At 68.2% G+C, this 25,865-nt stretch carries 28 protein-coding genes and 3 tRNA genes; 23 read left to right on the top strand and 8 right to left on the bottom strand.

Annotated features, from left to right (window positions below; all coding sequences use genetic code 11):
• Positions 1–76 precede the first annotated feature (76 nt).
• From AC1DZQ_RS13130 to AC1DZQ_RS13120, 3 genes are all read left to right on the top strand, one after another.
• Complete coding sequence (locus tag AC1DZQ_RS13130) at positions 77–1,165, top strand: LolA family protein (RefSeq protein ID WP_476963940.1); 1,089 nt, start codon at positions 77–79, stop codon at positions 1,163–1,165.
• Between the two features lie 56 nt (positions 1,166–1,221).
• Entirely contained in the window at positions 1,222–2,298 is a 1,077-nt protein-coding gene (locus AC1DZQ_RS13125) for an ABC transporter ATP-binding protein (protein WP_476964038.1), read from the top strand.
• 187 nt (positions 2,299–2,485) lie between these two features.
• Positions 2,486–3,235: an ABC transporter permease gene (locus tag AC1DZQ_RS13120; RefSeq protein ID WP_476964037.1), complete on the top strand. Its 750-nt coding sequence runs from the start codon at positions 2,486–2,488 to the stop codon at positions 3,233–3,235.
• A 97-nt stretch (positions 3,236–3,332) separates the two neighbouring features.
• Here the strand turns inward: AC1DZQ_RS13120 and AC1DZQ_RS13115 are convergent, their stop codons facing one another.
• From AC1DZQ_RS13115 to AC1DZQ_RS13095, 5 genes are all read right to left on the bottom strand, one after another.
• Positions 3,333–4,838 (bottom strand): C40 family peptidase, encoded by a 1,506-nt coding sequence (locus tag AC1DZQ_RS13115; RefSeq protein ID WP_476963939.1) that lies wholly within the window; start codon positions 4,836–4,838, stop codon positions 3,333–3,335.
• A 191-nt stretch (positions 4,839–5,029) separates the two neighbouring features.
• On the bottom strand, positions 5,030–5,950 hold the full coding sequence (locus tag AC1DZQ_RS13110; RefSeq protein ID WP_476963938.1) for a cation diffusion facilitator family transporter: 921 nt from the start codon (positions 5,948–5,950) through the stop codon (positions 5,030–5,032).
• A 10-nt stretch (positions 5,951–5,960) separates the two neighbouring features.
• Positions 5,961–6,413 carry a metallopeptidase family protein gene (locus tag AC1DZQ_RS13105; RefSeq protein WP_476963937.1) on the bottom strand — a complete coding sequence of 151 codons (453 nt, stop codon included), beginning with the start codon at positions 6,411–6,413 and terminating at the stop codon, positions 5,961–5,963.
• Positions 6,414–6,422: 9 nt separating this feature from the next.
• Positions 6,423–7,442, bottom strand: a complete 1,020-nt coding sequence (locus AC1DZQ_RS13100) for a DMT family transporter (protein ID WP_476963936.1) — start codon at positions 7,440–7,442, stop codon at positions 6,423–6,425.
• 98 nt (positions 7,443–7,540) lie between these two features.
• Entirely contained in the window at positions 7,541–8,422 is an 882-nt protein-coding gene (locus AC1DZQ_RS13095) for an ArgP/LysG family DNA-binding transcriptional regulator (RefSeq protein ID WP_476963935.1), read from the bottom strand.
• A gap of 69 nt (positions 8,423–8,491) precedes the next feature.
• Between AC1DZQ_RS13095 and AC1DZQ_RS13090 the strand changes: the two genes are divergently transcribed.
• Both AC1DZQ_RS13090 and AC1DZQ_RS13085 read left to right on the top strand, forming a co-directional pair.
• Positions 8,492–9,094, top strand: coding sequence for a LysE/ArgO family amino acid transporter (locus tag AC1DZQ_RS13090; protein WP_476963934.1), 603 nt, complete (start codon positions 8,492–8,494; stop codon positions 9,092–9,094).
• A gap of 126 nt (positions 9,095–9,220) precedes the next feature.
• The gene (locus AC1DZQ_RS13085) at positions 9,221–9,766 is read left to right on the top strand and encodes a methyltransferase family protein (RefSeq protein ID WP_476963933.1); all 546 of its coding nucleotides are present in this window, start codon (positions 9,221–9,223) and stop codon (positions 9,764–9,766) included.
• A 4-nt stretch (positions 9,767–9,770) separates the two neighbouring features.
• Here the strand turns inward: AC1DZQ_RS13085 and AC1DZQ_RS13080 are convergent, their stop codons facing one another.
• A complete protein-coding gene (locus tag AC1DZQ_RS13080; RefSeq protein WP_476963932.1) occupies positions 9,771–10,790 on the bottom strand; it encodes a PHP domain-containing protein in 1,020 nt (339 codons plus the stop codon).
• 167 nt (positions 10,791–10,957) lie between these two features.
• Between AC1DZQ_RS13080 and AC1DZQ_RS13075 the strand changes: the two genes are divergently transcribed.
• The 14 genes from AC1DZQ_RS13075 (at position 10,958) to AC1DZQ_RS13010 (ending at position 19,500) form a co-directional block, all read left to right on the top strand.
• Positions 10,958–11,030, top strand: a tRNA-Glu gene (locus AC1DZQ_RS13075).
• A gap of 105 nt (positions 11,031–11,135) precedes the next feature.
• A tRNA-Asp gene (locus AC1DZQ_RS13070) sits at positions 11,136–11,209 on the top strand.
• A gap of 48 nt (positions 11,210–11,257) precedes the next feature.
• A tRNA-Phe gene (locus tag AC1DZQ_RS13065) sits at positions 11,258–11,333 on the top strand.
• Positions 11,334–11,671: 338 nt separating this feature from the next.
• Positions 11,672–12,130, top strand: coding sequence for a hypothetical protein (locus AC1DZQ_RS13060; protein WP_476963931.1), 459 nt, complete (start codon positions 11,672–11,674; stop codon positions 12,128–12,130).
• A gap of 198 nt (positions 12,131–12,328) precedes the next feature.
• A complete protein-coding gene (locus AC1DZQ_RS13055; RefSeq protein ID WP_476963930.1) occupies positions 12,329–12,862 on the top strand; it encodes an Asp23/Gls24 family envelope stress response protein in 534 nt (177 codons plus the stop codon).
• Complete coding sequence (locus AC1DZQ_RS13050) at positions 12,859–13,050, top strand: hypothetical protein (protein ID WP_476963929.1); 192 nt, start codon at positions 12,859–12,861, stop codon at positions 13,048–13,050. Before AC1DZQ_RS13055 ends, AC1DZQ_RS13050 begins: the two co-directional genes overlap by 4 nt.
• Entirely contained in the window at positions 13,047–13,430 is a 384-nt protein-coding gene (locus AC1DZQ_RS13045; RefSeq protein WP_476963928.1) for a hypothetical protein, read from the top strand. Before AC1DZQ_RS13050 ends, AC1DZQ_RS13045 begins: the two co-directional genes overlap by 4 nt.
• Positions 13,427–14,086, top strand: a complete 660-nt coding sequence (locus AC1DZQ_RS13040; protein ID WP_476963927.1) for a hypothetical protein — start codon at positions 13,427–13,429, stop codon at positions 14,084–14,086. Before AC1DZQ_RS13045 ends, AC1DZQ_RS13040 begins: the two co-directional genes overlap by 4 nt.
• Positions 14,083–14,694, top strand: coding sequence for a hypothetical protein (locus tag AC1DZQ_RS13035; RefSeq protein WP_476963926.1), 612 nt, complete (start codon positions 14,083–14,085; stop codon positions 14,692–14,694). The genes AC1DZQ_RS13040 and AC1DZQ_RS13035 overlap by 4 nt, the downstream gene beginning before the upstream one ends.
• Before the next feature lie 148 nt (positions 14,695–14,842).
• Positions 14,843–16,126, top strand: coding sequence for an ABC transporter substrate-binding protein (locus AC1DZQ_RS13030; protein WP_476963925.1), 1,284 nt, complete (start codon positions 14,843–14,845; stop codon positions 16,124–16,126).
• Positions 16,127–16,133: 7 nt separating this feature from the next.
• Positions 16,134–17,171 (top strand): carbohydrate ABC transporter permease, encoded by a 1,038-nt coding sequence (locus tag AC1DZQ_RS13025; protein ID WP_476963924.1) that lies wholly within the window; start codon positions 16,134–16,136, stop codon positions 17,169–17,171.
• Positions 17,168–18,067: a carbohydrate ABC transporter permease gene (locus AC1DZQ_RS13020; protein WP_476963923.1), complete on the top strand. Its 900-nt coding sequence runs from the start codon at positions 17,168–17,170 to the stop codon at positions 18,065–18,067. The genes AC1DZQ_RS13025 and AC1DZQ_RS13020 overlap by 4 nt, the downstream gene beginning before the upstream one ends.
• Positions 18,068–18,077: 10 nt before the next feature.
• Positions 18,078–18,332, top strand: a complete 255-nt coding sequence (locus AC1DZQ_RS13015) for a hypothetical protein (RefSeq protein WP_229993469.1) — start codon at positions 18,078–18,080, stop codon at positions 18,330–18,332.
• A 100-nt stretch (positions 18,333–18,432) separates the two neighbouring features.
• Positions 18,433–19,500, top strand: a complete 1,068-nt coding sequence (locus AC1DZQ_RS13010) for a LacI family DNA-binding transcriptional regulator (RefSeq protein WP_476963922.1) — start codon at positions 18,433–18,435, stop codon at positions 19,498–19,500.
• 73 nt (positions 19,501–19,573) lie between these two features.
• Here AC1DZQ_RS13010 and AC1DZQ_RS13005 read toward each other — a convergent pair whose 3' ends face one another.
• Complete coding sequence (locus AC1DZQ_RS13005) at positions 19,574–20,485, bottom strand: DUF8083 family protein (protein WP_476963921.1); 912 nt, start codon at positions 20,483–20,485, stop codon at positions 19,574–19,576.
• Positions 20,486–20,516: 31 nt separating this feature from the next.
• Positions 20,517–21,323 (bottom strand): exodeoxyribonuclease III, encoded by an 807-nt coding sequence (locus tag AC1DZQ_RS13000; protein WP_476963920.1) that lies wholly within the window; start codon positions 21,321–21,323, stop codon positions 20,517–20,519.
• Between the two features lie 131 nt (positions 21,324–21,454).
• Here AC1DZQ_RS13000 and AC1DZQ_RS12995 point away from each other — a divergent pair, with 131 nt between their 5' ends.
• From AC1DZQ_RS12995 to AC1DZQ_RS12980, 4 genes are all read left to right on the top strand, one after another.
• The gene (locus AC1DZQ_RS12995) at positions 21,455–22,954 is read left to right on the top strand and encodes a CoA-acylating methylmalonate-semialdehyde dehydrogenase (protein WP_476963919.1); all 1,500 of its coding nucleotides are present in this window, start codon (positions 21,455–21,457) and stop codon (positions 22,952–22,954) included.
• Positions 22,954–24,069 carry an enoyl-CoA hydratase/isomerase family protein gene (locus tag AC1DZQ_RS12990; RefSeq protein WP_476963918.1) on the top strand — a complete coding sequence of 372 codons (1,116 nt, stop codon included), beginning with the start codon at positions 22,954–22,956 and terminating at the stop codon, positions 24,067–24,069. Before AC1DZQ_RS12995 ends, AC1DZQ_RS12990 begins: the two co-directional genes overlap by 1 nt.
• Positions 24,062–25,006, top strand: coding sequence for a 3-hydroxyisobutyrate dehydrogenase (mmsB, locus tag AC1DZQ_RS12985; protein WP_476963917.1), 945 nt, complete (start codon positions 24,062–24,064; stop codon positions 25,004–25,006). The genes AC1DZQ_RS12990 and mmsB overlap by 8 nt, the downstream gene beginning before the upstream one ends.
• A 67-nt stretch (positions 25,007–25,073) precedes the next feature.
• Positions 25,074–25,853, top strand: coding sequence for an enoyl-CoA hydratase (locus AC1DZQ_RS12980; protein ID WP_476963916.1), 780 nt, complete (start codon positions 25,074–25,076; stop codon positions 25,851–25,853).
• Positions 25,854–25,865: the final 12 nt, after the last annotated feature.

Raw genomic sequence — 25,865 nt, 5'->3', positions numbered from 1 at the left:
GACCTATGAGCTGCACTGAAGCGCGCATTCCTCAGGCGCGGACATTTGGAACATCTCTTCCCGGGGCGCGGTCACGATGACCCGCAAGTGGCTGCGCTGGCTGCCCGCCGTCGCCGTTCCTGCCGTCATTGCCGCCGGCGCGCTGGCCGGATCCCTGCCCGCCAGCGCCGGGGATCCCCTGCCGCCAAAGACGCCGGAGCAGGTGCTGCAGCTTATCGCCCAGCACCGCGAGCCGGCCCTCTCCGGAACCCTGGAACAGTCCTCTGAGCTCGGGCTTCCTGAGCTGCCCAAGACCGGTACCGGCCCGGGCGCGTCAAGCACGGCATGGCTCGAACTGCTGACAGGTCCGCACACCGCGCGCGTTTATCGCGACGGCCCGGACAACGCCCGCATCCAGGTGATGGACCGGCTGGCCGAACGCAACGCCGTCCGGCACGGCAACGACGTTTGGTTCTACAACTCCAAGGACAACACGGCCGCCCATGTCCGGCTCCCGGCCGACGACGCCGATGCCACCGGCCAACCCAGCTACGGCAGTGATGTCACGGCTACCCCCGACCAGCTCGCGGCGATGCTTTTGGCCAAGATCGAACCGGGCACGGACGTGGCGGTGGGCGCCGATGTCCAGGTAGCCGGCCGGGCCGCCTACAACCTGGTGCTCACGCCGAAGTCCGATGCGACGCTGGTCGGGTCCATTGCAGTAGCCGTTGACGGCCAGACCGGGCTGCCGCTGGGCGTCGAGATCAAGGCCCGCGGGGAGTCGGATCCCGCCTTCCGCGTCGCCTATACGAGCCTGACCCTCGGAGCCCCCGACGCATCGGTCTTCACGTTCAGCCCGCCGCCGGGCGCCACGGTCCAGGAGATCCCGCTGAGGGAGCACAAGCACGGAAACGACGCCGGGAAGCCCACGGCGCCGGCAGCCAAGGACGCCGCCCGCAAGCCGGCCGTCACCGGCTCCGGCTGGGACACGGTGGTTGAGTTCCCGGCGGGAACGGCCGGACCGGCGTCGGACGCCACGGCCCTGCTCGAACAGGCCACCGTACCGGTCCAGGGCGGCCGGCTCTTGTCCACTGCGCTGGTGAACGTGTTGGTGCTCGACGACGGTCAGGTGGTCGCCGGCTCCGTGCCGGTGGAGCGGCTCCAGGCCGCTGCCTTGCAGAAGTGAGCCGCGCAGACGTGAATACCGGGGCCGGTATCCGGCGGCTGTCCGGTGACGGCGGCGTGAGCGCCGCCGGGCCGGGGGCCGAGCTGAGCATTGAGACCAGGGGCCTGACTAAACGGTTCGGCCAGCAGTTGGCTGTCGACGGCGTCGACCTGGCCGTGCCGAAAGGCGCGGTCTTTGGTTTCCTGGGCCCGAACGGCTCGGGGAAGACCACCACCATCAGGCTCCTGCTCGGCCTGGCCACGGCCACCGGCGGCTCCATGCGCGTCCTGGGCGAGGAGATGCCCCGGCAACTGGGTGACGTGCTTCCCCGGGTCGGGGCGCTGGTGGAGGGACCGGCGTTCTACCCGTTCCTCTCCGGCGCCGCCAATCTGCGCCGCATGGACGCCGCGGACCCCTACGGTTCGGCCGCGACTCGGCGTGCCCGCGTCCAGTCAGCCCTGGAACGGGTGGGTTTGACGCACGCCGCAGACAAATTGGTCCGGGCCTATTCGCTAGGGATGAAGCAGCGTCTGGGGATCGCCAACGCCCTGCTCGCCCCGCGGGACCTGCTGGTGCTGGACGAGCCCACCAACGGACTGGATCCCCAGGGCACCCGTGAGGTGCGGAACCTGGTGCGATCGCTCGCGGCGGACGGCGCCACGGTGTTCGTCTCCAGCCACCTGCTGGCCGAGGTCGAGCAGATCTGCACGCATGCGGCCATCATGAGCGCGGGCCGGCTTGTGGCGCAGGGAACCCTGGCGGAACTGCGCGGGGCGGGCCAGGCACGGATCCGCGTGCTGACCCCGGATCCGGGTACCGCGGCGCAGGTGCTGGCCGGCCTGGGCTTGACCGCAACCCTGAGTACCGACGGCCGTACTTCCGGTGGCGCTGGTTCCGGTGCCGCCGGCTCCGGCACGGACGCGGCCTTGTTCGCGTCTCTGCCTGAGGCTCCGGCTGCGGCTCCGCCAGGTGCAGCCGCCCGGGAAGACGGGGGACCGGCCCAGGCCGTGGAACGGCAGGCCGTACAGCCGGAAGCCGTGGTGGCTGCCCTTGTGGCGGCGGGGGTGCGGGTCCGCGGCTTCGCCACCGAGCAGGCCAGCCTTGAGGACCGCTTTGTGGCATTGACGGGGGAGGGGTTCGACGTTGTCCAGTGACAGCCCATCCTTGGGCGATCCATCAGCCGGCCCAACGGCCGCCCCGGTGGCGGGCCGCAGCGGAACGCCCGGTGCCGCCGCCGGCGACGGCGGGGCAGGCGCACCGCCGGTCCGGCGCGGGTCCCTGACTCGCGGACTGCTGGCGTCCGAGCTCGGGGTGCTTTTCCGCCGCCGCAGGACGTGGGCCATGTTGTGCGCGCTGGCGGCCATCCCGATCCTGATCGCGGTGGCGGTGCGGGTCTCCTCGGCCGTGCAGCCGGGCCGCGGGCCGGCCTTCCTGGACCGGATCGCCCAGAACGGCCTGTTCGTAGGCGTCACGGCCATGGTGGTCTCCGTTCCGCTGTTCCTGCCCCTTACCGTCGGCGTCGTGGCCGGAGACACGATCGCCGGCGAGGCCGGGCAGGGAACCCTGCGGTACCTGCTGGTGGCTCCCGCCGGGCGGATCCGCTTACTGATCGTCAAATATGCCGGGGCGGCTGTGTTCGTTGTCGTTGCCCCGCTCGTCGTGGCCCTGACCGGGGCCGGAATCGGCGTGGCACTCTTCCCCGTGGGGCCGGTGACCTTGTTGTCCGGCGACACGATCGGCACCGGCGAGGCCATGGTCCGGCTCCTGCTGATCGCCGCTTATCTGGCGGTTTCGCTGCTGGGGTTGTCAGCGATAGGCCTGTTCATCTCCACCCTGACCGACGTTCCGGTGGGGGCCATGGCGGCCACTGTGGTGCTTTCGGTCGTCGCGCAGGTCCTGGACGCGCTGCCGCAGCTCGAGTGGCTGCATCCCTGGCTGTTCAGCCACTACTGGCTGGACTTTGGTGATCTCCTCCGGCAGCCGGTTTCCTGGGACTCCTTTGCCGTCAATGCCCTCCTCCAGGGTGGCTACGTCGCCGTCTTCGGCGCGCTGGCCTACGGCAGGTTCATCACCAAGGACGTGCTCTCCTAGCCGCCGGACAGGCCGCCGGGCACAGGGCCTCAGTCACGGGACTCCGGGCACGGGACCTCAGGCACGGGACTCCGGGCACGGGACCCGGAACGGGATCTCAGTAGCGGGCCACGTAGCCGTACAGCTGCATCCCGGACATGGCGGCAACATCGGTCACGGTAATGCCGGCGTCGGGGTTCAGCGCCTGGACCACGCGGCCGCCACCGAGGTAGATGGCCACGTGGTAGAAGCCCGGCGCCGAACCCCAGACAAGCAAATCGCCGGGACGCGCCTGGGAGAGCGGGACATGGACGGGGGCCTGCGCGAACTGCTGGGAGGCCGTGCGGGGCAGGTACTTGCCGGCCGCGGCGAACGCATTCTGCACCAGGCCCGAGCAGTCAAACCCATACGAGCCGGTTCCGCCGTACTGGTAGAAGAACGGCGATCCGGTCTTGCCGAGCGCAACCGAAATCGCTGTCTGGTTTGACCCGCCGGAAATCGGCGCCGGAACCGGAACGGGCACTGGCGCAGGAACGGGCGCAGGAACGGGCGCCGGGACCGGAACGGGGGCAGGCGCGGGATCCGGGGCGGACGCCGGAGCCGGCGCAGGTGCAGGTGCAGGGGCGGGTGCGGGCGCGGCCGGCGCTGCAACGGGAGCCGGTACGGACGCGGGTGCAGGAGCCGGAGCGGGCGGCTGCCCTGCGGCCGAATCGTCCCGTCCCGGCGATGCCGGGGCAGGCTGTGAACCCGTGCCAGGCTGTGATCCCGGGCCAGGCTGGGGTGCCGGGCCGGCCGCCGCGGTCAGTGCAGCGAGCCGCGCCTCCTGGCGCTGGCGGTCGAGGGCATCCACCCGGGCCGATTCCAGCGCAGCCGTGGTGTTTCGCAGGCTTGCCAGCTGGTCCACGAGCGCGCTGCGCTGCGCTTTGGCGTCGGCCACGACCTGGCGCTGGGCCGCGGCGGCGCGGTCGGCGTCGGCCTTGCGGTCCTCCGCGGTCGCGGCCGCCTCGTCGGCGGCGCGGTTGGCGTCCGCTGCGGCTTCGGTCAGCGACTGCGCGGCAGTGGCCGCGTTTTCCGCGGACTCGAAAGCCCGCGCGCGTCCGGCCGTTACAGCCTCCAGCGTGGCGGCATCCTCGAGGGCCCGTCCGGTGCCGCTGACGAAGCTGCTCAGGGCAGGATTCAGGCCGCCGTTGCGGTACAGATCTCCGGCCAGCTGGCCAACCTGCTTGCGGGACTTGGCCTGTTCCGCCCCGGCGGCGGCAGCCCTGGCGGCCGCCACAGCCGCCGCGTCACGGCGTGTGGCCAGCTCCACGAGGGCCTCGCCGTACGCGTTGTTTGCTTGCAGGGATGCGGCGAGGCTGGTTTCCTGGCCGGCCGACGCGTCGGCCAGTAGCCCGTCGATCCTGGTGACCTCCGCCGCCGTCGAGCTCGCACTGGACTTGGCGGCAGCAATCTCCTCCGGTGAGGGGATCTCCGGCGATGCCGGAACCCTGCCGGCAGCCGCCAGCGGTGGGCGCACTGATGCGGAAGTCAGTGGTGCGGCCTGGGCCGGGAGTGCGAGCGTTCCAAGGAAGACGACGGCGGTGCAGAGCACGGCCGTCTTGCGACCGGAACCGGACCAACTCATGGGCAAACCTCGCTGAAGTCTCAGGCTGGAATGAGCGAGGTCGGATTTGGCGCGTGAAAGCCCTCTGCGGATCACCCAGCAGGCATGAGGCTACGTGCCAAAGGCCCCTTTGGCAACACGAGTCACATGAATAACATAAACAACACGAGTGTCATTTGGCCACATCCGCCGCGGGTGTGTCCCGCCGCCGGTCAGGCGTGCTGGTGGGCCTCGTGCTCCGAATGCGTGGCGGGCTCGAGCTGGAACGTGCAGTGCTCGGTGTCGAAATGGGAGCCCAGGCAGCTGGTGAGCTTGTCCAGGACCCGGTCGGCGCCCTTGGCGCCGAGCGCAGCGTCCTCCACCACCACGTGGGCAGAGAAGACGGGGACCCCGGAGGTAATGGTCCAGATGTGGATGTCGTGGACGGACACCACTCCGTCCACCGCGAGGATGTGCTCGCGGATCATCTGAACGTCCACGCCCTTGGGCGTGGCCTCGAGGAGCACGTCCACGACGTCGCGCAGCAGGTGCCAGGCCCGGGGCAGGATCATGAGGGCGATGAGGATCGACGCAATGGTGTCGGCCGCCTGGAACCCGGTGACCATGATGACCACCGCCGCCGCGATGACGGCAAAGGACCCCAGCAGATCTCCCAAGACTTCGAGGTAGGCGCCGCGGACGTTCAGGCTTTCCTTCTGGGCGCCGCGCAGGATCAGCAGGGAGACCAGGTTGGCGACGGCGCCGAGGACCGCCGCGGCCAGCATGATGTCGGTGTGGACCTCCGGGGTGGCGCCGAGCCGGCGGATGGCCTCGGTGAAGATGACTACCGAGATGACGATCAGGACCAGGGCGTTTGCCAGCGCCGCCAGGACCTCGGCGCGCTGGTAACCGTAGGTGCGCAGATCACTGGCTGGCCGGGCGGCGATCCACGCGGCCAGCAGGGCGATGAAGACGCCCGCGGCGTCAGAGAGCATGTGCCCGGCGTCGGCCAGCAGGGCCAGGGACCCGGAGACCACGGCGCCAATCGTCTGCACGAGCACCACCGCGAGCGTGATGGCCAGGACGGCGACCAGGCGCTTGCGGTGCTTCGCTGTGCCAGTCATGCCGTGCGAGTGGCTGTGGTCGTGTCCCATGCCTACAAGGCTATCCCCAGCCGAGCTCGTGCAGGCGCGCGTCGCTGATGCCGAAGTGGTGGGCGATCTCGTGCACCACGGTGACGGTGACTTCCTCGATCACGTCCTCCCGGGAGGCGCAGATGTCCAGGATGGGTTGGCGGAAGATGGTGATCCGGTCCGGCAGGGAGCCGGCGTCCCACCAGGAGTCCCGTTCGGTCAGCGGAACGCCCTCGTAGAGCCCCAGCAGCACGGTGTCCGGATCCTCCCCGGGCTGCGGGGTGTAGTCGTCCTCGATGAAGATCGCGACATTGCTCATGGTCTTTGCCAGGTCCGGCGGGATTTGGTCCAGGGCATCACTCACCGCGGCCTCGAAATCGGCCTCGGACATCGGGAAGGGTCCGTCGGCCGGGCCGTCACCGCCGTCACTGTCCTCCCCGCCGCTCGGAACGATCGGCAGGCCGGGCGGGAGGGAGGAGGGCATAGGCAAACTCTAGCGGGACCGGCGCCGGGTCAGCCCCACGCCCACAAGGCAGATGGCGCCGCCCACCAGGCCCCAGATGGTCGGAATCTCGCCCAGGACAAGCCAGGAGATCAGGATTGTGGTGCCAGGGACCAGGTAGGTGGTGGCGGCCAGGCGCCCCGCGTCAATCATCGAGAGCGCATAGGCCCACGTGGTGAACGCGATCGCAGTGGGGAAGATGCCCAGATAGACCAGGCCCAGGGTGGCCGGCAGGGGAGCGGCCTGCAGCTCGGCGATCAACTGGCCGCTGAAGGGCAGGCAGCAGATGGCGCCCACCATGATGCCGAACCACGTGGCCTGGGCGGCCGGGAACTTGCGGAGCACCGGCTTTTGGACGATCACGCTCACGGCGGCCAGTCCGGCCGCGAGCAGACAGAGCAGCACGCCGGCCACGTCCGCCGTCGACCGCTGGCCGGAACCAAGCGCAATCACGGCCACGCCGCCGAACGCGATCAGGCTCCCGATGATCAGCCAGCGCGGGAACCCTTCCTTCAGGATCAAGCCGGCCATCACGGCGACGAGGATCGGGTTGACGTTGATCAGCAGGGCGGCGGTGCCGGCGTCGAGCAGGTGTTCGGCGGCGTTCAGGGCCACGTTGTAGCCTCCGAACCACATGACGCCGTAGGCCAGGATGGGCCACCACTCGCGTCCCCGGGGCAGCCCCCTGAGCTTCGGCACCACCAGCAGGCCCAGCACGACGGCGGCAACCGAAAGCCGTCCGAGCGTCAGGGGGCCGGGGGAGAAGCTCGGGCCCACGGCGCGGATGCCCACGAAGGCCGAGGCCCACAGGACCACGGTGACGACGACGGCGGCGATGCCGAGCCTGCTGATCGGTGCCGGCTGCCCGGAAGGGCTGGGGCGGGAGGCCGGGGACGGGCGGTTCGGCTGGGGCGGGACGGAAGCGGGGGTGGCCGCCTGGGAGGGCACTTCATGAGTGCCGGCCGGCTGGGTGTGGTCCGGACTGGATGAGCCTGTTGCGGTTGTTGCCATGCTGCCAATCTAGCCGCTCCCGCCCGGTCAGTACTGGCGGAAATCGGCCACGTCTGCGCGGTTTCCCGCCAAAGATGCGGCAAACCTGCCGGACGTCCTCAGCGCAGGACGCGCGCCGCCGCCCGGACAGCGGCCGCGACGTCGGTCAGCGCCGCCGAGCCGCGCCGCCACTGCTGCCAATAGAGGGCGACGTCCACGTGCGCTCGCGGGGCGAGCGCCTCGAGCCTGCCGTCCTTCAGGTCCTCGCCGATTTCGATCTCGGGCATCATGCCCCAGCCCATGCCCCAGCGGATGGCATCGCCAAACTCCTGGGCGGCCGGCACATAGTGGCGCGGCGGCTGAAGGGAGGCGCGGCTGAACCGGCGCAGCCAGCGGTCCTGCAGATCGTCCTTGCGGTCAAAGACCACAACGGGAGCCGTGGCCAGCGTCGCGCCGGTCACGCCGGCCCCAAACCAGCGGCCGGTGAAGTCCGGAGCGCACACCGGCAGATAGCGCATGGTGCCCAGCTTGCTGGACGAGCAGCCGGGCACGGGCTTGGCTGTCTCCGTGATGGCGGCGGCGGCGGCCCCGGCGCGCAGCAGGTCCAACGAGTGCTCCTGGTCTTCGCGCAGGATCTCGAGCTGGACGTTGTCACTGGCCGCCGCGAGGCCGGCCAACGCCCAGGTGTGCAAGGAATCGCTGTTGATCACCAGTGTCAGGCGCGTCCCGCCACGGGGGTGCTCCGGCTGCAGTTCCTCGGCCAGGTCCGCGGAGAGCAATTCCAGCTGCCGGGCGAACCGCACCACGGCCTCGCCGGACTCCGTGAGCCCGGGCGGACGTGCCCGAGTCAGGACGGGCCGGCCGACGGCGGTCTCGAGAGCCCGGACCCGCTGGCTGATGGCCGAGGGCGTCACGGACAGGTGGGCGGCTGCGGCGTCGAAGCTCCCGTGCGTGAGAATTGCGGCCAGCGTCCGGGCCTGCTCGGAGGTAATCTCCATCATTAGCCCATCTTACGTATCAGCAGAATCTTTAACTGGTTTCATCCTTGGCGGGCGCCTACCGTGGATCTGGTGATCCTCCCCCTGTTTTCCGGCCTCTCCGCCGGTCTGTCCCTCATCGTTGCCATCGGCGCGCAGAACGCCTTTGTCCTGCGGCAGGGCATCCAGCGCTCGCACGTCGTCATGGTGGTGGCAGTCTGCGCCGTCTCGGACCTCGTGCTGATTCTGCTGGGCGTCGCGGGCATCGGAGTCCTCTTGGACCGGGCGCCCGCTGCCCTCGTGGTGATCCGGTGGGCCGGGGCCGCGTTCCTCCTCGTCTACGGGGCGCTCGCGGCCCGGCGCGCGGTCCGGGGGCAGCAGATGGAGAATCCCGGCGGCAAGCCGGCCGGTGGCCGGGCCGCCGTCCTTGGCACCTGCCTGGCCTTCACCTGGCTGAACCCGCACGTCTACCTGGACACGGTGTTGCTGCTCGGGTCTCTCGCTGCCGCCCAAGGCGAAGCCGGGCGCTGGTGGTTCGCCGCCGGGGCCGGCCTTGGCAGCATTGCCTGGTTCACCGCCCTCGGCGCGGGGGCGCGTTTCCTGGCGTCCCTGTTCCGGCGCCGGGCGGCCTGGCGCGTGCTCGATGCCGGAATCGCCGTCGTGATGATCATCCTTGCCGTGTTGCTGCTTGCCTGAGCCCGCGCCTGCCACCGTCCCGCCGGCGCGAGTGCAGGGACAGCTCAAGCTGCTCCATTGGCGGTCCATCGGTGAGGGGCCGGTAGGCCCTTGTCCGCTTAATGCGGCGGGGCCACGATTGCTGGTATGACCGCATCCTCAGCTTCGGCCCGCGAGCGACGGCGTGCAGCCATCGGTACAGCCGCCTTCGCCGTTGCCCCCGCGACGGCCGCCGGCGTGGTGCCGTGGCTTCTGACCCGCTGGAAAGTGGAGTCGCCGGTCCCCGGCGGGGTGCGCGCGCAGATCACCGGCGCCCTGCTGATCGGGGCCGGTGCCGCGGTGATCGCGAACTCCTTTGTGCATTTCGCCGTGGAGGGCATCGGGACCCCCGCGCCATTTGCCCCGCCCAGAAAGCTTGTGGTGGGCGGGCTCTACCGGTACGTGCGGAATCCGATGTACGTGTCCGTTGCCGCGGCCGTCGCCGGGCAGGGGCTCCTGCTCGGCCAGCCGAAGCTCTTCCTGGCCCTGGGCATCGGCGCCATCCCGGTGGTGGCTTTCGTCCGGCTGTACGAGGAGCCGGCACTGACCCGGAAGTTCGGTGCGGCCTACGAGGAGTACCGCAGCAACGTCCCGCGCTGGCTGCCCAGGCCCACACCGTGGCGGCCCGAGGGGCCGGACCTGTCCCGGGCCTAGGCCGTCACTGACCGCGTCCGGACCACTCCAGCAGCCGATCCAGCGGCCAGGTGGTGACGATCCGCTCGGCGGGCACCCCGTTCGAGGCCGCGCGCTCGGCGCCGTATTGCAGGAAATCCAGCTGGCCCGGCGCGTGGGCGTCACTGTCGATGCTGAAGAGGCAGCCGGCTTCGAGGGCCAGCCGGATCAGCTCGTCCGGCGGATCCTGCCGTTCGGGCCGGGAATTGATTTCGACGGCGACATTATTCTCGGCGCACGCCGCGAACACGCGCTTCGCGTCGAACTCGGACTGCGGCCGGGTTCCCCTCGAGCCCTGCAGTAGCCGGCCGGTGCAGTGGCCGAGGATGTTCATGTGCGGATCGTTGATGGCGCCCAGCATCCGCTCGGTCATGGTGCGCCGGTCGGAGCGGAGCTTCGAGTGGACGCTCGCCACCACGATGTCCAGCTGGTCCAGCATCTCCGGGGACTGGTCCAGGGTGCCGTCCTCCAGGATGTCCACCTCGATCCCGGCCAGGAGGCGGAAGTCCCCGCCGTCGCCGTTGATGTCCGCAACAACGTCCAGCTGCTCCCGAAGCCGTTCGGCGCTCAGGCCGTTGGCGATCTTGAGGTTGGGGGAGTGGTCCGTCAGGGCGAGGTAGTCCCGGCCCAGCGTTCGGGCGGCCTCAACCATGAGTCCGATCGGGGACCCGCCGTCGGACCAGTCGCTGTGGCTGTGCAGGTCCCCGCGGAGGGCGGAGCGCAGCTCGGCGCCGCCGCTGGCGAGGGGCTGCTGCCCGCGTTGGCGCAGGCCCTCAAGATAGTCGGGTACCCCGCCGTCGACCGCCTGCCGGATGACTTCGAAAGTTCTGTCCCCGATCCCCTTCATGCTCTTGAGCCTGCCGTTGCGTGCCCGCGCTGCGACCTCGTCCGGTTCCAGTGCGCCGATAATCCCGGCCGCCTTTCGGAACGCCTGGATCTTAAAGGTGGGGGCCAGTTCGCGTTCTAGCCAGAAGGCAATCTCATTGAGGGCATCAACGGCATCCATCCGTCCATCTTGCACCCACCTGGCACATGAGGGAGGGCCGATTTTGGATATTCCGGGGGTCTGCCCTTATAGTTTTATAGTCCAGTTCGGAGGAACCCGAAAGGACAAAAACGACAGGCTTCGGCCCTTAATTTTTGCCCTGATGTGTTCAACCGGATGGCGTCCTGGCCCCCATCGTCTAGCGGCCTAGGACACCGCCCTTTCACGGCGGCGGCACGGGTTCGAATCCCGTTGGGGGTACGCAAGGAACTGGTCAAGCCGGATGAAAAAGTCTGGTAGGCTAAAGGCCTTGAAAATTTGCGGTAGCGATACCGCAGACAGCAAGAAAATGCAGTAAACAAGCAAGGCCCTGTAGCGCAGTTGGTTAGCGCGCCGCCCTGTCACGGCGGAGGTCGCGGGTTCAAGTCCCGTCAGGGTCGCTCTGATTGCCGGAAGAAATTCCGGCCTTCAAGGTGACACGTCACCTAGGCTCTGTAGCTCAGTTGGTAGAGCGTTCGACTGAAAATCGAAAGGTCACCGGATCGACGCCGGTCGGAGCCACCACTGGGAAGCATCAGTTCTTTGAGAACTGGTGCTTTTCTTCTTTAACACCATCGCCTTAACTCCATCGACTGCTCCGTAACTGCCCTTCTGACGGTCAAAAGGGCAGTTACGGAGCAGTCGGCGGGTGCCGCGCGGCGCATCGGCGGGGGACGCGCGGCGAATCCACGGGGAACCGCGCGGCGTATCCACGGGCGGCCGACGGCGTCCGACGGCGGTGACCGGTTGGGGGCCGTCCAGCTGGCCGGGCTAGACTCGCACGCTGGGGAAAGAACACCAAGGCCGCCGGCAGCCCGGTCCGGGCAGGCGGCGCAATCTCAACCGAAAAGTGATTCCGCAACGTGACTTCGAAGAATATTGCCCGCCCTCTCGCCGCAACCGCCCTCCTCGCAGCCCTGGCCCTCACCGGCTGTTCGGCCCCGCAGGCCGGCAGCGCGCCGTCGTCCGCCGCGGGCTCGTCCACCGCCTCCGCGTCCGCTGCGCCGAGCCCCAGCACAACGTCCGGACCGTTCGGTGGCTTCACCAGCGCCGCCGAGGCGTGCTCCAAGATCTCGGAGCAGGCCACCGGTGCCACGCTCCTTCCGCTGTCCGCCGCCCAGGGCAAGACGGCGGAACTGGAACAGTTCAAAGCGGAACTGGCCGAGACGGCCGAGCTCGTCCCGGACACCCTCAAGACCGATTTCGCCAACCTCAAGGAGGTGGCCGTCGCGGGCGTCACCGACCAGACGGTGTTCTCCAGCGGAAAGCTCCAGGCTGCCATGGCGCCCGTAACAACTTGGATCGCCACCAACTGCAAGTAGGGAATCCGCCCAGGCCCCTCGCCCGCACCGACTCCCGGCTGACGTCCCGCAGCTGACAACCGCCCGGTCCTGCCCCCGGTGCACTTCGCCCGTTCCCGCCCTCCACCTGCATGGACTGTGGGAACGGGCGCTGCAAGATTCCCCCGCGCGGCCCAAGGCAGGGACTAGGGTTGTGTCAAAGAGAAGGGGGAGTGCGTTATGGAATACCAGAATTCTCAACCCGATGCCGGTGCTGCGGTCAGTCCCGCGCCCGGTCAACACGTTGCCAGCCTCGCGGCCGGTCAGCCCTTGGCCGGTGCTGTGGTCAGTCCTGCGGACGATCTGTCCGCGCCGGCGGGCACCGGCCGCACGGTCATCTCGGAAACCGCCGTCGCCAAGGTCGCGGGCATCGCCGCCCGATCAGTGCCCGGCGTCTACTCGCTGGGATCAGGCCCGTCACGCGCCCTCGGGGCCATCCGGGACGCCGTCGGCAACGTCGATCACGCAGCGGGCGTCCGCGTGGAAGTCGGCGAAACGCAGGTCGCCGTGGACATCGATCTTGTCGCGGTGTACGGCACCCCCCTGCATGCCCTCGCGGACCAGGTCCGCGCCGCCGTCTACTCCGCCGTCGAGGAACTGGTGGGGCTCGAGGTGATCGAGGTAAATATCGAGATCAATGACGTCTATGTGCCCGGCCCGGCCAAACCGGCCGCGTCCGCCGAGGCCCGGCCGGTCAGGGAGGCTATCCAATGAGTCCGACGGTAGTGGGAATCGCCATGGGGGCCTTCGTGGCTTTCATGTCCTTCCAGTTCGGTGTCTGGGGCTTCCTCGGCGCCCTGTTCTTCATGGGCATCGGCGCTCTCCTGGGCCGGGCCGCAGAGGGGAAGTTGGACCTGCGCAGCGTGCTTGACGCCCTCACGGGCCGGCGTTCCTCCTCATGAGCATCAAGGTTGAAATGCCGATCCCAGGCGCCGCAATGGCCGGGCATAACCGCATCAGCACCCAGGCCCTGACGAGCGTGGCCCGGGCGGCCGCGGGCGAGGCCCTCGGTGTGCCGGCGCACGACGTGCGCGCCGACTGGTCGGACGACGACGGGCTGCTCGCGCTGTCGTTGGTCATGCCCGTCGCGGTCCCGAACCTCACCGCGGTCCTCCGCGATCCCGGCCGGGTCGCCGGCTTCGGCGGTTCCATCTTGGAGCGCAGCGTGGCTGCCAAGGCCCAGATCCTGCGCCGCGTGACCGAACTGACCGGAGCGCAGCTGAGCCGGGTGGACATCCGCATCAGCGGGGCCACCGTGCGCGGGGGAGGTCGGGTGCGTTGAGCCAGGACACCCAGAACGCCGGTCTCGGCTCCGGCGGGCACGACGCCGATGCGGTGCCGGGGAGCGCCCCGCTCGGTTCCGGTGCCGCGGGCATGGACCGGATACTGAAGCGCGAGACGCACACATCGCGGGCCGTTGTCTCCGTGATCGCGGCCGCCCTGGTCATGGCGGTGTTCGGCTATGCGCTGCTTGAGACGGGGGTCCGTGCGATCGGGCAGCCGCCGTGGCTGGTGGATCCGCAGACCGCGGCCGAGCGGGTGGCCGCGCTCCCGGCGGGAATCGGGCCGCTTCTACTCGGCGTCACGGGCGCCGTGATCGCGATGGCCGGATTGTTTTTCTTCCTCAACGCCGTGCTGCCTGGCCGGCGGGCACGCCACCTGCTTCCGGACCGCCGGGCCGCCGTCGTGGTGGACGATGAGGTGATCGCCGCTGCCCTGGCGCGGCGGGCCCGGCTGGCCGCCAACGTGGCTAAGGAACAGGTGATGGTGGTGGTGTCGCGGAACCGGATCATGGTCAACGTCCGGCCGACCTCCGGTGTGCCGCTGCGCCCGGACGCCGTCCTGGAGGCTGTGCGGAGCGAGTTGCAGGAAATGGGTCCCTGGCCCATGCCGGAAGTGCGGATCCAGGTATCCACGGCAGGGGTGGTGGGGGCATGAACAACACTCCGCGGGTGCTGAACCGCATCCTGATCGGCATCCTTGGCATCAGCCTCATCGCCATCGGCGTCCTCCTGATGCTGCTTGCAAGCGTCCCGGCAGTCGGCGTGTGGTGGCATGAGTGGGCGGGCGGCGTCTTGAGCTTCTGGCTTGGTTTGTTCGAACGGACGCAGTTCCCCCGCCGCCAGGGAAGCTGGCTGTGGCTTGTCATTTGCCTGGTGCTGGTGGTGGTGCTTGGCCTGATGATCGCCTGGATTGCCCAGCAGGGCAAGGGCCGGACCAGCCTGCTCGTGGCCGAGGACGGCCTAGGTGAGGTGCCCGGCAACGTCGGAATCGGCGGCGGCGTGGCGGAGCAGACGCTCCGCGCGGCCCTCGCGGATCGGCCCGACCTGGCCGGCATCACGGTAGCCGCCTACGAAATCAGGGGGGAGCCGGCCCTCAAGATCCGGGTGGAGCCCCGCCAGGGTGTCGCCCCGCACCGGCTCGCCGCCGAAATCTCCTCCCTCGTCGAGGCACTCGACGCAGTGATCGGCAAGCGCACCCCGGTCCTGATCCACATCGGATCCGGGGCGCGGTCGCGGTTCGGCCGTTCCGAGCGGGTCCGCTGAGGAGGCTCCCCGACGGGCCCCGGAATCTCCTTTGGATAAAGGTTTCATGTAAACGCTTGCATTCCGGGCTGCCTGTTGATTACTGTGATGGTCGGCACACCAACAGTACGGCCGTTTTTCACCGGTACTCAGCGAGGAGCACTCCAGTATGAAAACCCGCAATCTCCTACTTCCCATCGCCACGGCAGGCGTTTTGGCCATGACGCTCTCGGCCTGTGGCGGCGGTGGTGGCGGCACTACCAGCGGCAGCGACGCCGCCTCGCAGGGCCTGGACGGCCGCGGCCCCATCACTTATGTCCAGGGGAAGGACAACAGCAACGTGGTCCGCCCGCTGATCGACAAGTGGAACGCCGCCCACCCGGACCAGAAGGTCACCTTCAAGGAGCAGACGGACCAGGCCGACCAGCAGCACGACGACCTCGTCCAGCACTTCCAGGCCAAGGACCCCGGCTACGACGTTGCGAGCGTCGACGTCGTCTGGACCGCCGAATTTGCCGCCAAGGGCTGGCTGCAGCCGCTCAAGGACAAGATGGCGCTGGACACCTCGGCCATGCTGAAGCCGACCGTCGACGCCGCCTCCTACAAGGGCACGCTTTACGCGGCACCGGAATCTTCCGACGGCGGCATCCTGTACTACCGCAAGGACCTGGTCCCCACGCCCCCGAAGACCTGGGACGAGATGATGAGCATGTGCTCCATCGCCAAGACCAACAACATCGGCTGCTACTCCGGCCAGTTCAAGAAGTATGAGGGACTGACCGTCAACGCCTCCGAGGCGATCAACTCCGCCGGCGGAGCCGTGTTGGACGAGAACGGCAAGCCCAACCTGCTCACCGCGGAAGCCAAGGCTGGCATGGCGAACCTGACCAAGGCCTACGCAGACGGCGAAATCCCGAAGGAAGCCATCACCTTCCAGGAGGAGGAAAGCCGCCAGGCGTTCCAGGACGGCAAGCTGCTGTTCCTGCGCAACTGGCCCTACGTCTACAACCTGGCCACCACCGAAGGTTCCTCCAAGGTCAAGGACGTCCTGGGCATGACCGCCCTCCCCGGCAAGGCTGGTCCGGGCGCCTCGTCCCTCGGCGGCCACAGCGCCGCGATCAGCGTCTACTCGAAGAACAAGGCCACCGCAGTGGACTTCCTGAAGTTCCTCACCACGGAAGAGACCCAGAAGTTCTTCGCCACGCAGGGTTCACTCGCCCCGGTGCTCGGCAAGCTCTACGACGACAAGGATCTCGTCGCCAAGCTGCCGTACCTGCCGGTCCTGAAGACCTCGATCGAGAACGCCGTTCCCCGTCCCGTGACCCCGTTCTACCCGGCCGTCACCAAGGCCATCCAGGAAAACGCCTACTCAGCCATCAAGGGCGAGAAGACCGTAGACGCGGCCCTGTCTGACATGCAGAAGTCCATCGAGTCCGCTAGCGCGGGACAGTAGGTCCATCATGGCAACTGAAGTAGGCCCGACGTCGGTCAAGGCACCGGCGTCGGGCGGGGCTCCGATCCACCACGCACCCAAGGGTGTAGGAGAGGACAACCGCATCGCGACGCAGGGGCGCTGGGCAGCCTGGCTGCTGGCGCCCACTATCCTCGCATTGTCGATCGTGATCGTGTACCCGATCATCACCGCCATTGTGATGTCATTCCAAAAAGATGCCGGTCTGGACCCCGCCACGGGTCTCTTCGTTGAGGGTGGGCCGGCCGGCTTCTCGAACTACTACAACTGGATCTTCCAGCAATGCCCGGCTCCGTCCGGCGGAACCGTTGACTGCCCGCCGGGAACCCTCGGCGCGCAGTTCTGGTCCGCCACCGCCACCACCTTCTTCTTCACCATCGTCACGGTGGGACTGGAGACGGTGCTCGGCTTCTGGATGGCCGTCATCATGGCGCGGGCCTTTAGGGGCCGCAGCCTGGTCCGCGCGGCTGTCCTGGTGCCGTGGGCCATCCCCACCGCCGTTACGGCCAAGCTGTGGCTGTTCATCTTCGCCTTCGAAGGCATCGGCAACAAACTCTTCAACACCACCGTCCTGTGGACCGGCAGCGAATGGCCGGCCAGGTGGGCCGTGATCATCGCGGACGTCTGGAAGACCACGCCGTTCATGGCGCTGCTGATTCTTGCCGGCCTGCAGATGATTCCCGCGGAAGTGTACGAGGCGGCCAAGGTCGACGGCGCTTCCGCCTGGCAGCGGTTCCGCATGATCACCCTGCCGCTGGTGAAGCCGGCGCTCATGGTGGCCATCCTGTTCCGCACCCTGGATGCACTGCGCATGTTCGACCTTCCGTACATCCTGACGGGTGGAGCGAACAACACCACCACGCTGTCCATCCTGGTAATCAACCAGATCAGGCAGGGCTTCAACGCGGCGGCGGCTTTGTCCACCATCACATTCATCATCATCTTTCTGGTGGCTTTCATCTTCGTACGCTTCCTCGGAGCGAACGTCGTGGAGCAGCAGACCGGCGCAGGTAAGGGGAAGAAATGACCACCGCGACGAGCGCCGCAACCGAGCTGCGCGCAGAGCAGGACCGGGGGCGGAAGGCTGCGCAGAACCGCGAGAAGTGGGCCCAGAGCCGCACGTATATCAGTGCGGTCGTGATCCTCTTCTGGTGCCTGGCTCCGGCCTACTGGATGGTGGTGACGGCGTTCCGCGACGTCGGCTACACCTACGACACCTCGATCCTGCCGACCCACGTGACGCTGGACAACTTCAAGACGGCGTTCGACACGTCCTTCGGCAACCACTTTGGCCAGGCCCTGCTCAACAGCTTGTTCATCGGCACCGTCGTCACCCTGGTGTCGCTGGTGATCGGCGTGTTTGCCGCGTACGCCCTGGCCCGCTTGAACTTCAAGTTCAAGTACCTCGTGCTGGGCTTCATCCTGGGGGCTTCCATGTTCCCCGGCGTCGCCCTCATCACGCCGCTGTTCCAGCTCTTCACGAACATCGGCTGGATGGGCACCTACCAGGCGCTGATCATCCCGAACATCTCGTTCGTGCTGCCGCTCACGGTCTACACCATGACGTCCTTCTTCCGGGAGATGCCGTGGGAACTCGAGGAATCGGCCCGGGTGGACGGCTGTACGCAGGGACAGGCCTTCCGGCGGGTCATCATGCCGCTGGCCGCCCCGGCCATCTTCACGACCGCCATCCTGGCGTTCATCTCCTCGTGGAATGAATTCCTGATCGCCAGCCAGCTCTCGTCCGACGCAACGCAGCCGGTCACTGTGGCCATTGCAAGCTTCGCCGGTGCGCAGCCCAACCAGATTCCGTACACCGCGATCATGGCTGCGGGCACCATCGTGACCATTCCCTTGGTCATCCTGGTGCTGGTGTTCCAGCGTAAGATTGTCGCGGGCCTCACAGCCGGCGCGGTTAAGTGATTGCGGCGTGATGACTGACGAGCAGAACCAGGGCCACGTGCCGGCGACGCGTCGAAAGGTGCGCTCCGGCGAGGACTTCGACATCATCATCGGGTTCCTCGGCTTCTGGGCCGTGGTGTTGCTGGTGGTCACCGTCTGGATGGAGGTGACCGCCCAGCCGGCCCTCTTCTGGGCCCTGGGTCTGCTTGCCATGCTGCTGGCCCTCTACGGGATGATCCGGCTGCGCCGGCGCTTACCGCGCCGGACGGCCAGCCGGCGCGCCTAGGCAGCCAGGGGCCAGGATTATTCAACTGCCGCGGGGGAGGCGGAACACGTCTGCGGGCGGGGCCGGCAGGCTTCCACAGACCGTCAACAAGGGGACAAAGGTGGCACGGACAGAAAGGGCGCAGCGCGGCGGCCACTCCGGCGTCAGCATTGAGGATGTAGCCGCCGCTGCCGGCGTATCCACGGCCACCGTATCCCGGGCCGTCCGCGGACTGCCCCGCGTTTCCCCGGCAACCCGGGAGAAGATCCTCGGCATTGCCGAATCCCTGGGCTACGTCGCCTCGTCCTCCGCGTCGGGCTTGGCGACGGGCCGGACCAAGACCATCGGCGTGCTGGCCCCCTTCGTCAGCCGCTGGTTCTTCTCCAAGGCCATCGAGGGCGCCGACCGGGAACTGCACTCCCGGCAGTACAACCTGTCCCTCTTCAACCTCGGCGGCCACGGCAGCCACCGTGAGCGGCTCTTCAGCAAGACCATGGTTTACAAGCAGATCGACGCCCTGCTGGTCCTCTGCATGGCGCTCACCCACGAGGAAATCGAACATCTCCAGAAGATCGATATCCCGCTGGTGGTGGTGGGAGGCCATGTCGAGGAGTGCCCCTACATCGGCATCGACGACTACGCCGCGGCCGCCACCGCAGTGCGCCACCTGATCGGGCTGGGCCACACGAACATCGCGCTCCTGCACGGCGACGACGAAACCGACCTCAACTTCGACGTCCCCAGGGTCCGGATCCAGGCCTTCCACGACATCATGGGCGAGGCGCGGCTGCCGGTCCGGGCCGAATGGGACGTCTGGGGGGACTTCACCGTTCGCAGCGGACAGGAGGCGTTCCGCCGCCTCTGGGTCGCCGACGGTCCCAAGCCCACAGCCATCTTCTGCGCCTCCGATGAGATGGCCATGGGCGTCATCTTCGAGGCCAACAAGGCCGGTGTACGCGTTCCGGAGGATTTGTCCGTCATCGGCATCGACGACCACGACTTCGCCGAGGCCATGGGGCTCACCACGGTCGGGCAGCGCCCGGACCTGCAAGCCGAACTCGGCACCAAAATGCTGCTGGACGAGCTCGACGGGATTGCCGGGTCCGTGCAGTCCGCCGTGGCGCCGCACCGGCTGATTGTCCGGACGACGACGGCGCCGCCGCTGCGCCAGTCCGCGCGGCTCCGCTAACGGGGTTCGGCCGCAGTAGCCATCCCGTATCAGCAGTCCCGCCCCGGCCGCAGGCCGGACGGGACGGCCCGGCCTACGAGGCGCGGGCCAACTGGCGGATCGGCACCCAACGCGAGGCCAGCCGGCGGTAGGCCGCGGCGGCGCCGGTCATGTCCCCCTCCGCCAGGCACTCGATGCCGAGGCGCACGTCCAGCGGCGAATCATCCGGATAAACCTTGTCTGCCACCCCGCCGTAATCGAGTTCCACGGCCGAATCCGGGTGGAAGAGCTCGAGCCATTCCGTGAGCTGGGTCAGGTCCTCGAGCATGTCGAGATCGGGCGCGGCGAGGGCCAGGTGGGCCACCGCGTAGCTCACCCGCTCCAGTGCCTTGCCGATGCCCGCACGGATGCGGACCGTCGCAATGTGGCCCTCGGCTTCGACGACGTCGGTGGGATCCGATTCCTGGAAGAGGCAGAACCAGCTGAAGGGAATGCCCCACGTGGACGCCCGGGTGTGGACCCGGCTCAGGCCATCATGCGCCCGCACCTCATCGATGCGTTCCTGGTGCTTGTCCCGCTGTTCTTCCGGGATCAGCAGCTGGGCCAGGGGCCCGTGGATGCCTTCCATCAGGGCATTGGCGGCCAGTCCGGCGCGGAGGACCAGCTGGCTGGGGCAGTACAGCAACCGGTCGGCCTGCCGTGCGGCGGCAGTCCCGGACTCGGCGCCGTCGTGCGCTGCACCGGACGTCGCCCGCCTGGCCGGGGCCGGGACAACGCGCACCAGATCGGTCCGGCCGGTGGGAAACGGGTCCCCGTCAGGCCGGGTGATGCGGCCCAGGGAGGCCAGCAGCTCGGCGTTCTCCACGGCCGCACGGGACCCCTGGCCGGCGCCGGCGGCCCTGAGGGTTTCCTGCTGCTGCTCTGGGAACGCCTCGAGGGGCTCGTAGATCCGGAGCGCGGAAGAGAACGGCAGCCCGGCCTGTCCGTGGTAGATGCTCCCCGTCATTGGATCACGACGCTTCCCTGGGCGGCAGCCATTAGTCCGTGAGTTCCGCAATCACCGGGGCGTGGTCCGAGGCGCCCTTGCCCTTGCGCTCCTCGCGGTCGATCACCGCACCGGTGACCCGTGCCGCCAGGGCCGGGGAACCAAGGATGAAGTCGATCCGCATTCCTTCCTTTTTCGGGAAGCGGAGCTGCGTGTAATCCCAGTAGGTGTAGACGCCGGGCCCCGGGGTGTGTGGGCGGACAACATCCTGGAAGCCGGCCTCCTCGAAGGCATGGAAAGCGGCCCGCTCGGGCTCACTGACGTGGGTGAGGCCCTCGGTGCGGAAGTAGTCGATGTCCCAGACGTCGTCGTCCAGCGGTGCGATATTGAAATCGCCCATCAGCGCAATCTGCGCCTGGGGGTCCTCCTTGACCCAGGTGCCGGCGTGGGTTTTCAGGATGTCCAGCCAGTTGAGCTTGTAGGGCATGTGCTCGTCGTCGAGGGCGCGGCCGTTGGGGACGTAGAGGCTCCAGACCCGGACACCGCCGCACGTGGCGCCGATGGCGCGGGCCTCCTGGACGGCGTCCTTGCCGCTCTTGCCGAACACGGGCTGGTCCAGAAAGGTGCGTTCGACGTCGTCGAGTCCCACCCGGGAGGCGATCGCTACGCCGTTCCACTGGCTCAGGCCGAAGTGCGCCACCTCGTAGCCCAGGTTCTCGAAGAGCTCCCAGGGGAAGTTCTCGTCCTTGCATTTGGTTTCCTGGATGGCCAGGACGTCGCAGTCGGTGCGCTGAAGCCAGGCCTCCACGCGGTCGGCGCGGGCACGGAGCGAGTTCACATTCCAGGTAGCTATCTTCACAGTCCCTAACTTACCGAACTTGGCCCCGGGACGAAGCAGCCGGCCGCCTCCGTCCTCTGGAAATTAGTAGGAAGTCCGAGTATATTCGGCTGCAGAGATGATCTAGGTCACATGCAAAGGAGCATTCGGTCATGGTTCGAGAACTATCCCATTACATTGACGGACAGCGCGTGGAAGGCACCTCCGGCCGGTTCAGCGATGTCTATGATCCCTGCACCGGCGAGGTCCAGGCCCGGCTGCCGCTGGCCAGCACAGAGGAAGTGCGCAACGTGATTGCCAGCGCGGAAAAGGGGCAGGTGGAATGGGCCGCGATGAATCCGCAGCGCCGCGGCCGGATCCTGCTCAAGTTCGTAGACCTGGTCAACGAGCACATGGACGAGCTCGCCACCCTGCTGTCCTCCGAGCACGGCAAGACCTTCCCCGACGCCAAGGGTGACATCCAGCGCGGCATCGAAGTCGTCGAGTTCGCCGCCGGTGCCCCGCACCTGCTCAAGGGCGAGTTCTCCGACAACGCCGGAACCGGCGTCGACGTGCACTCGATGCGCCAGCCCCTCGGCGTCGTTGCCGGCATCACGCCGTTCAACTTCCCGGCAATGATCCCGCTGTGGAAGTCCGGGCCGGCCCTCGCCGCCGGCAATGCCTTCATCCTCAAGCCCTCCGAACGGGACCCCTCCGTCCCGCTGCGGCTGGCCGAACTCTTCACCGAGGCGGGCCTGCCCGACGGCGTCTTCAACGTGGTCAACGGGGACAAGGAAGCTGTTGATGCGCTGCTCGAGGATTCCCGGGTCCAGGCCATCGGGTTCGTCGGCTCCACGCCCATTGCCCAGTACATCTACGCCACCGCCGCAGCGAACGGCAAGCGCGCGCAGTGCTTCGGCGGCGCCAAAAACCACATGGTGATCATGCCCGACGCGGACCTGGACATGGCCGCGGACGCCCTCATCGGGGCGGGCTTCGGCTCCGCGGGGGAGCGCTGCATGGCGATTTCGGTGGCCGTTCCGGTCGGCCGCAAGACCGCGGACATCCTCGTGGAGAAACTGCAGGAGCGGATCGCCGGCCTCAAGGTCGGCCACAGCCTCGCCAAGGATTCCGACTTCGGCCCGGTAGTGGCGGCCTCCGCGAAGGACCGGATCGAAGGCTACATCGCCTCCGGCGTCGAAGAAGGCGCCAGCCTTGTGACCGATGGCCGCGGCCTGAAGGTGGAAGGCTACGACGGCGGCTTCTGGGTCGGCCCCACGCTGTTCGACAACGTCACGAAGGACATGAAGATCTACAAAGAGGAGATCTTCGGCCCGGTCCTGAGCGTGCTCCGCGCCGAAGACTACGACGAGGCCCTCCGGCTCTGCAGCGAACACGAGTTCGGCAACGGCGTGGCCATCTTCACCCGCGACGGCGACGCCGCCCGCGACTTCGCCAGCCGGGTCCAGGTGGGCATGGTGGGCATCAACGTCCCCATCCCGGTGCCGATCGCGTACTACACCTTCGGCGGCTGGAAGGCCTCCGGCTTCGGCGACCTCAACCAGCACGGGGCCGACGCCTTCCGCTTCTACACGAAGACCAAGACGGTCACCAGCCGCTGGCCTTCCGGTATCCGCCAGGGCGCCAGCTTCGTCATGCCGGAAGGCAGCTGATGGGGGCGGAGGCTGCGCAGGAAGCGGACAGTGGAGCAGCTGCCGGTGAAGCCTTGACCCGGGAAGTCCTGTTTGAACGGCGCGGCCGTCTCGGCGTCGTGACCCTCAACCGGCCCTCGGCCGTCAACGCCCTGACGGCCGGCATGGCTGCCGCGATGCTGGAACAACTCACCCTGTGGGCCGACGACGACGCCGTCGCCGCGGTGCTGGTCCGCGGCGCCGGTGACCGGGGCCTCTGCGCCGGCGGCGACATCGTCGCGATCTACCGGGACATGCTCGACGGCGGGGACGCCACCGCGGACTTCTGGGCGGTCGAGTACCGGCTGAACCTGCTCATCTCGGAATACCCCAAGCCGTACGTGGCGTTCATGGACGGGCTGGTCCTGGGCGGCGGCGTGGGGATCTCGGCGCACGGATCTGTGCGGATCGTCACCGAACGCACCCGCACAGGCATGCCCGAAACGACGATCGGGTTCGTTCCCGACGTCGGCGGCACGCTGCTGCTCTCCGGCTCGCCGGGGGAGACCGGCACGCATGCGGCACTGACCGGTGCCCACCTGAGCGGCGCGGACGCGCTGTTCCTGGGCCTCGCCGACTGCTTCGTGCCCTCGGACCGTTTGCCGCAACTGGCGGCAGCGCTCGAAACCGAGGCGGCAGAAGCCGCCGTCGCCCGTTTCGCCGAACCGGCTCCGGCCTCAGTCCTGGCCGCACAGCAGAAATGGATTGACGCCTGCTACTCCAGCGGCGACGCCGAGGAGATCCTGCGCCGGCTCCGGGCCTTTGGTGGAGAGGAGGGCGGGGAGGCCGCCGCAGCCGCGGACACCATCGAGGCCAAGTCGCCGACGGCGGTCAAAGTGGCATTGGAATCCCTCCGCCGGGTCCGCGGACTGAGCCTGGATCAGGCGCTCAAGGAGGAGTACCGCGTCGGGCTGCGTTTCCTCGCCGGGCCGGACTTCCGCGAAGGCATCCGCGCCCAGGTGGTGGACAAGGACCGCAACCCCCGCTGGAAGCCCGCCACCCTCGCGGAGGTCACCGGAACGGACGTCGCAGGCTATTTCGCCCCGCTGGGCGAGCGCGAACTGAAGCTTTCTTCAAAGGAGAAGAACAATGTCTGAAGCAGGAGTCCCTGTTACCGGCACCATCGCCTTCCTGGGCCTGGGGCACATGGGCGGCCCCATGGCCGTCAACCTGGTGAAGGCCGGCTACCGCGTGACCGGCTTCGACGTCGTGCCGGCGGCCCTGGACGCCGCCCGGGAGCACGGCATTCCAACCGCCGGGACGGCAGTCGAGGCGGCGGCGGGGGCCGCCGTCGTGCTGACCATGCTGCCCAGCGGCAAGCACCTCCTTGACGCCTACCGAGGCACGGGCGGAGCGCCCGGCCTGCTGGAAGCGGCTGCTCCGGGCACCATGTTCCTGGACTGTTCCACGATCAACGTGGACGAGGCCCGCGAGGCCGCAGAACTCGCGGTCGCGGCCGGTCACCGTGCCGTCGACGCCCCCGTGTCCGGAGGCGTGGTGGGCGCCGAAGCCGGCACGCTCACGTTCATGGTCGGTGCCCTCCCCGAGGACTTCGAGGCCGTCAATCCGCTGCTGGAAGTCATGGGTAAGCGGGTGGTCCACTGCGGCGCGCACGGTGCCGGGCAGGCGGCCAAGATCTGCAACAACATGATCCTGGGCGTCTCGATGATCGCCGTCAGTGAGGCCTTTGTGCTGGGCGAGAAGCTCGGACTGACCCACCAGGCACTGTTCGACGTCGCTTCCGCCGCCTCGGGACAGTGCTGGGCGCTGACCACCAATTGTCCGGTGCCCGGTCCCGTCCCGACGAGCCCCGCGAACCGCGACTACCAGCCAGGCTTCGCCGGGGCGCTCATGGCCAAGGACCTCAACCTGGCCCTGAACGCGCTGCAGAGCACCGGCGTCGCGGCCCGGCTCGGCCCGCTCGCGGCCGAGATTTACGATACCTTTGCCTCGGAAGGCGGTGCCGGCCGGGACTTCTCCGGCATCATCACCGACATCCGGGACAAATCGGAATCCGGTACCGCCGGGCACTAGTCCCCGACCGAAGCTGCACGCACAACCAGAACCAGAATCAGACGAGCACCACCTAAGGGGACCACCCATGACGGAACAGTACGCAAATATCCTGGTGGAGCGCCGCGGTCGCGTGGGCCTCGTGACGCTCAACCGGCCCGAAGCCCTGAATGCCCTGAACAAGGCCACGATGGAAGAGTTGGTGAGGGCTGTCGCCGGGATGGACGTGGACCCGGAGGTCGGTGCCGTCGTGGTGACCGGTTCGGCGAAGGCCTTCGCCGCCGGCGCTGACATCAAGGAAATGCAGTCCAAGGGCTACATGGACATGTACGCGGCGGACTGGTTCCGCGGCTGGGAGGACTTCACCCGGCTCCGCATCCCGGTCGTGGCAGCCGTGTCCGGCTTCGCGCTGGGCGGCGGCTGCGAGCTGGCGATGATGTGCGACTTCATCATCGCCGGGGACAACGCCAAGTTCGGCCAGCCGGAAATCAACCTTGGCGTGCTTCCCGGCATGGGCGGCTCACAGCGCCTGACCCGCGCGGTGGGCAAGGCCAAGGCGATGGACATGATCCTGACCGGCCGCTTCATGGACGCCGAGGAGGCCGAACGCGCGGGCCTGGTGTCCCGGGTGGTCCCCGCCGCGGACGTCGTCGAGGAGGCGCTGAAGGCTGCCGGGGTGATCGCGTCGAAATCCAAGCCGGTCGCGATGGTGGCCAAGGAAGCGGTGAACGCAGCGTTTGAGACCGGGCTTGCCCAGGGCGTGCTGTTTGAACGGCGCGTGTTTCACTCGCTGTTCGCCACGGAGGACCAGAAGGAAGGCATGGCCGCCTTCACCGAAAAGCGCCAGCCGGAGTTCAACCACCGCTAGCCGGTCAATACG

This window comes from Arthrobacter sp. P1_C12_2, assembly GCF_056406415.1.
Note: the sequence above shows the minus strand (reverse complement) of the source record. Positions and strands in the feature narration are given on the sequence as shown.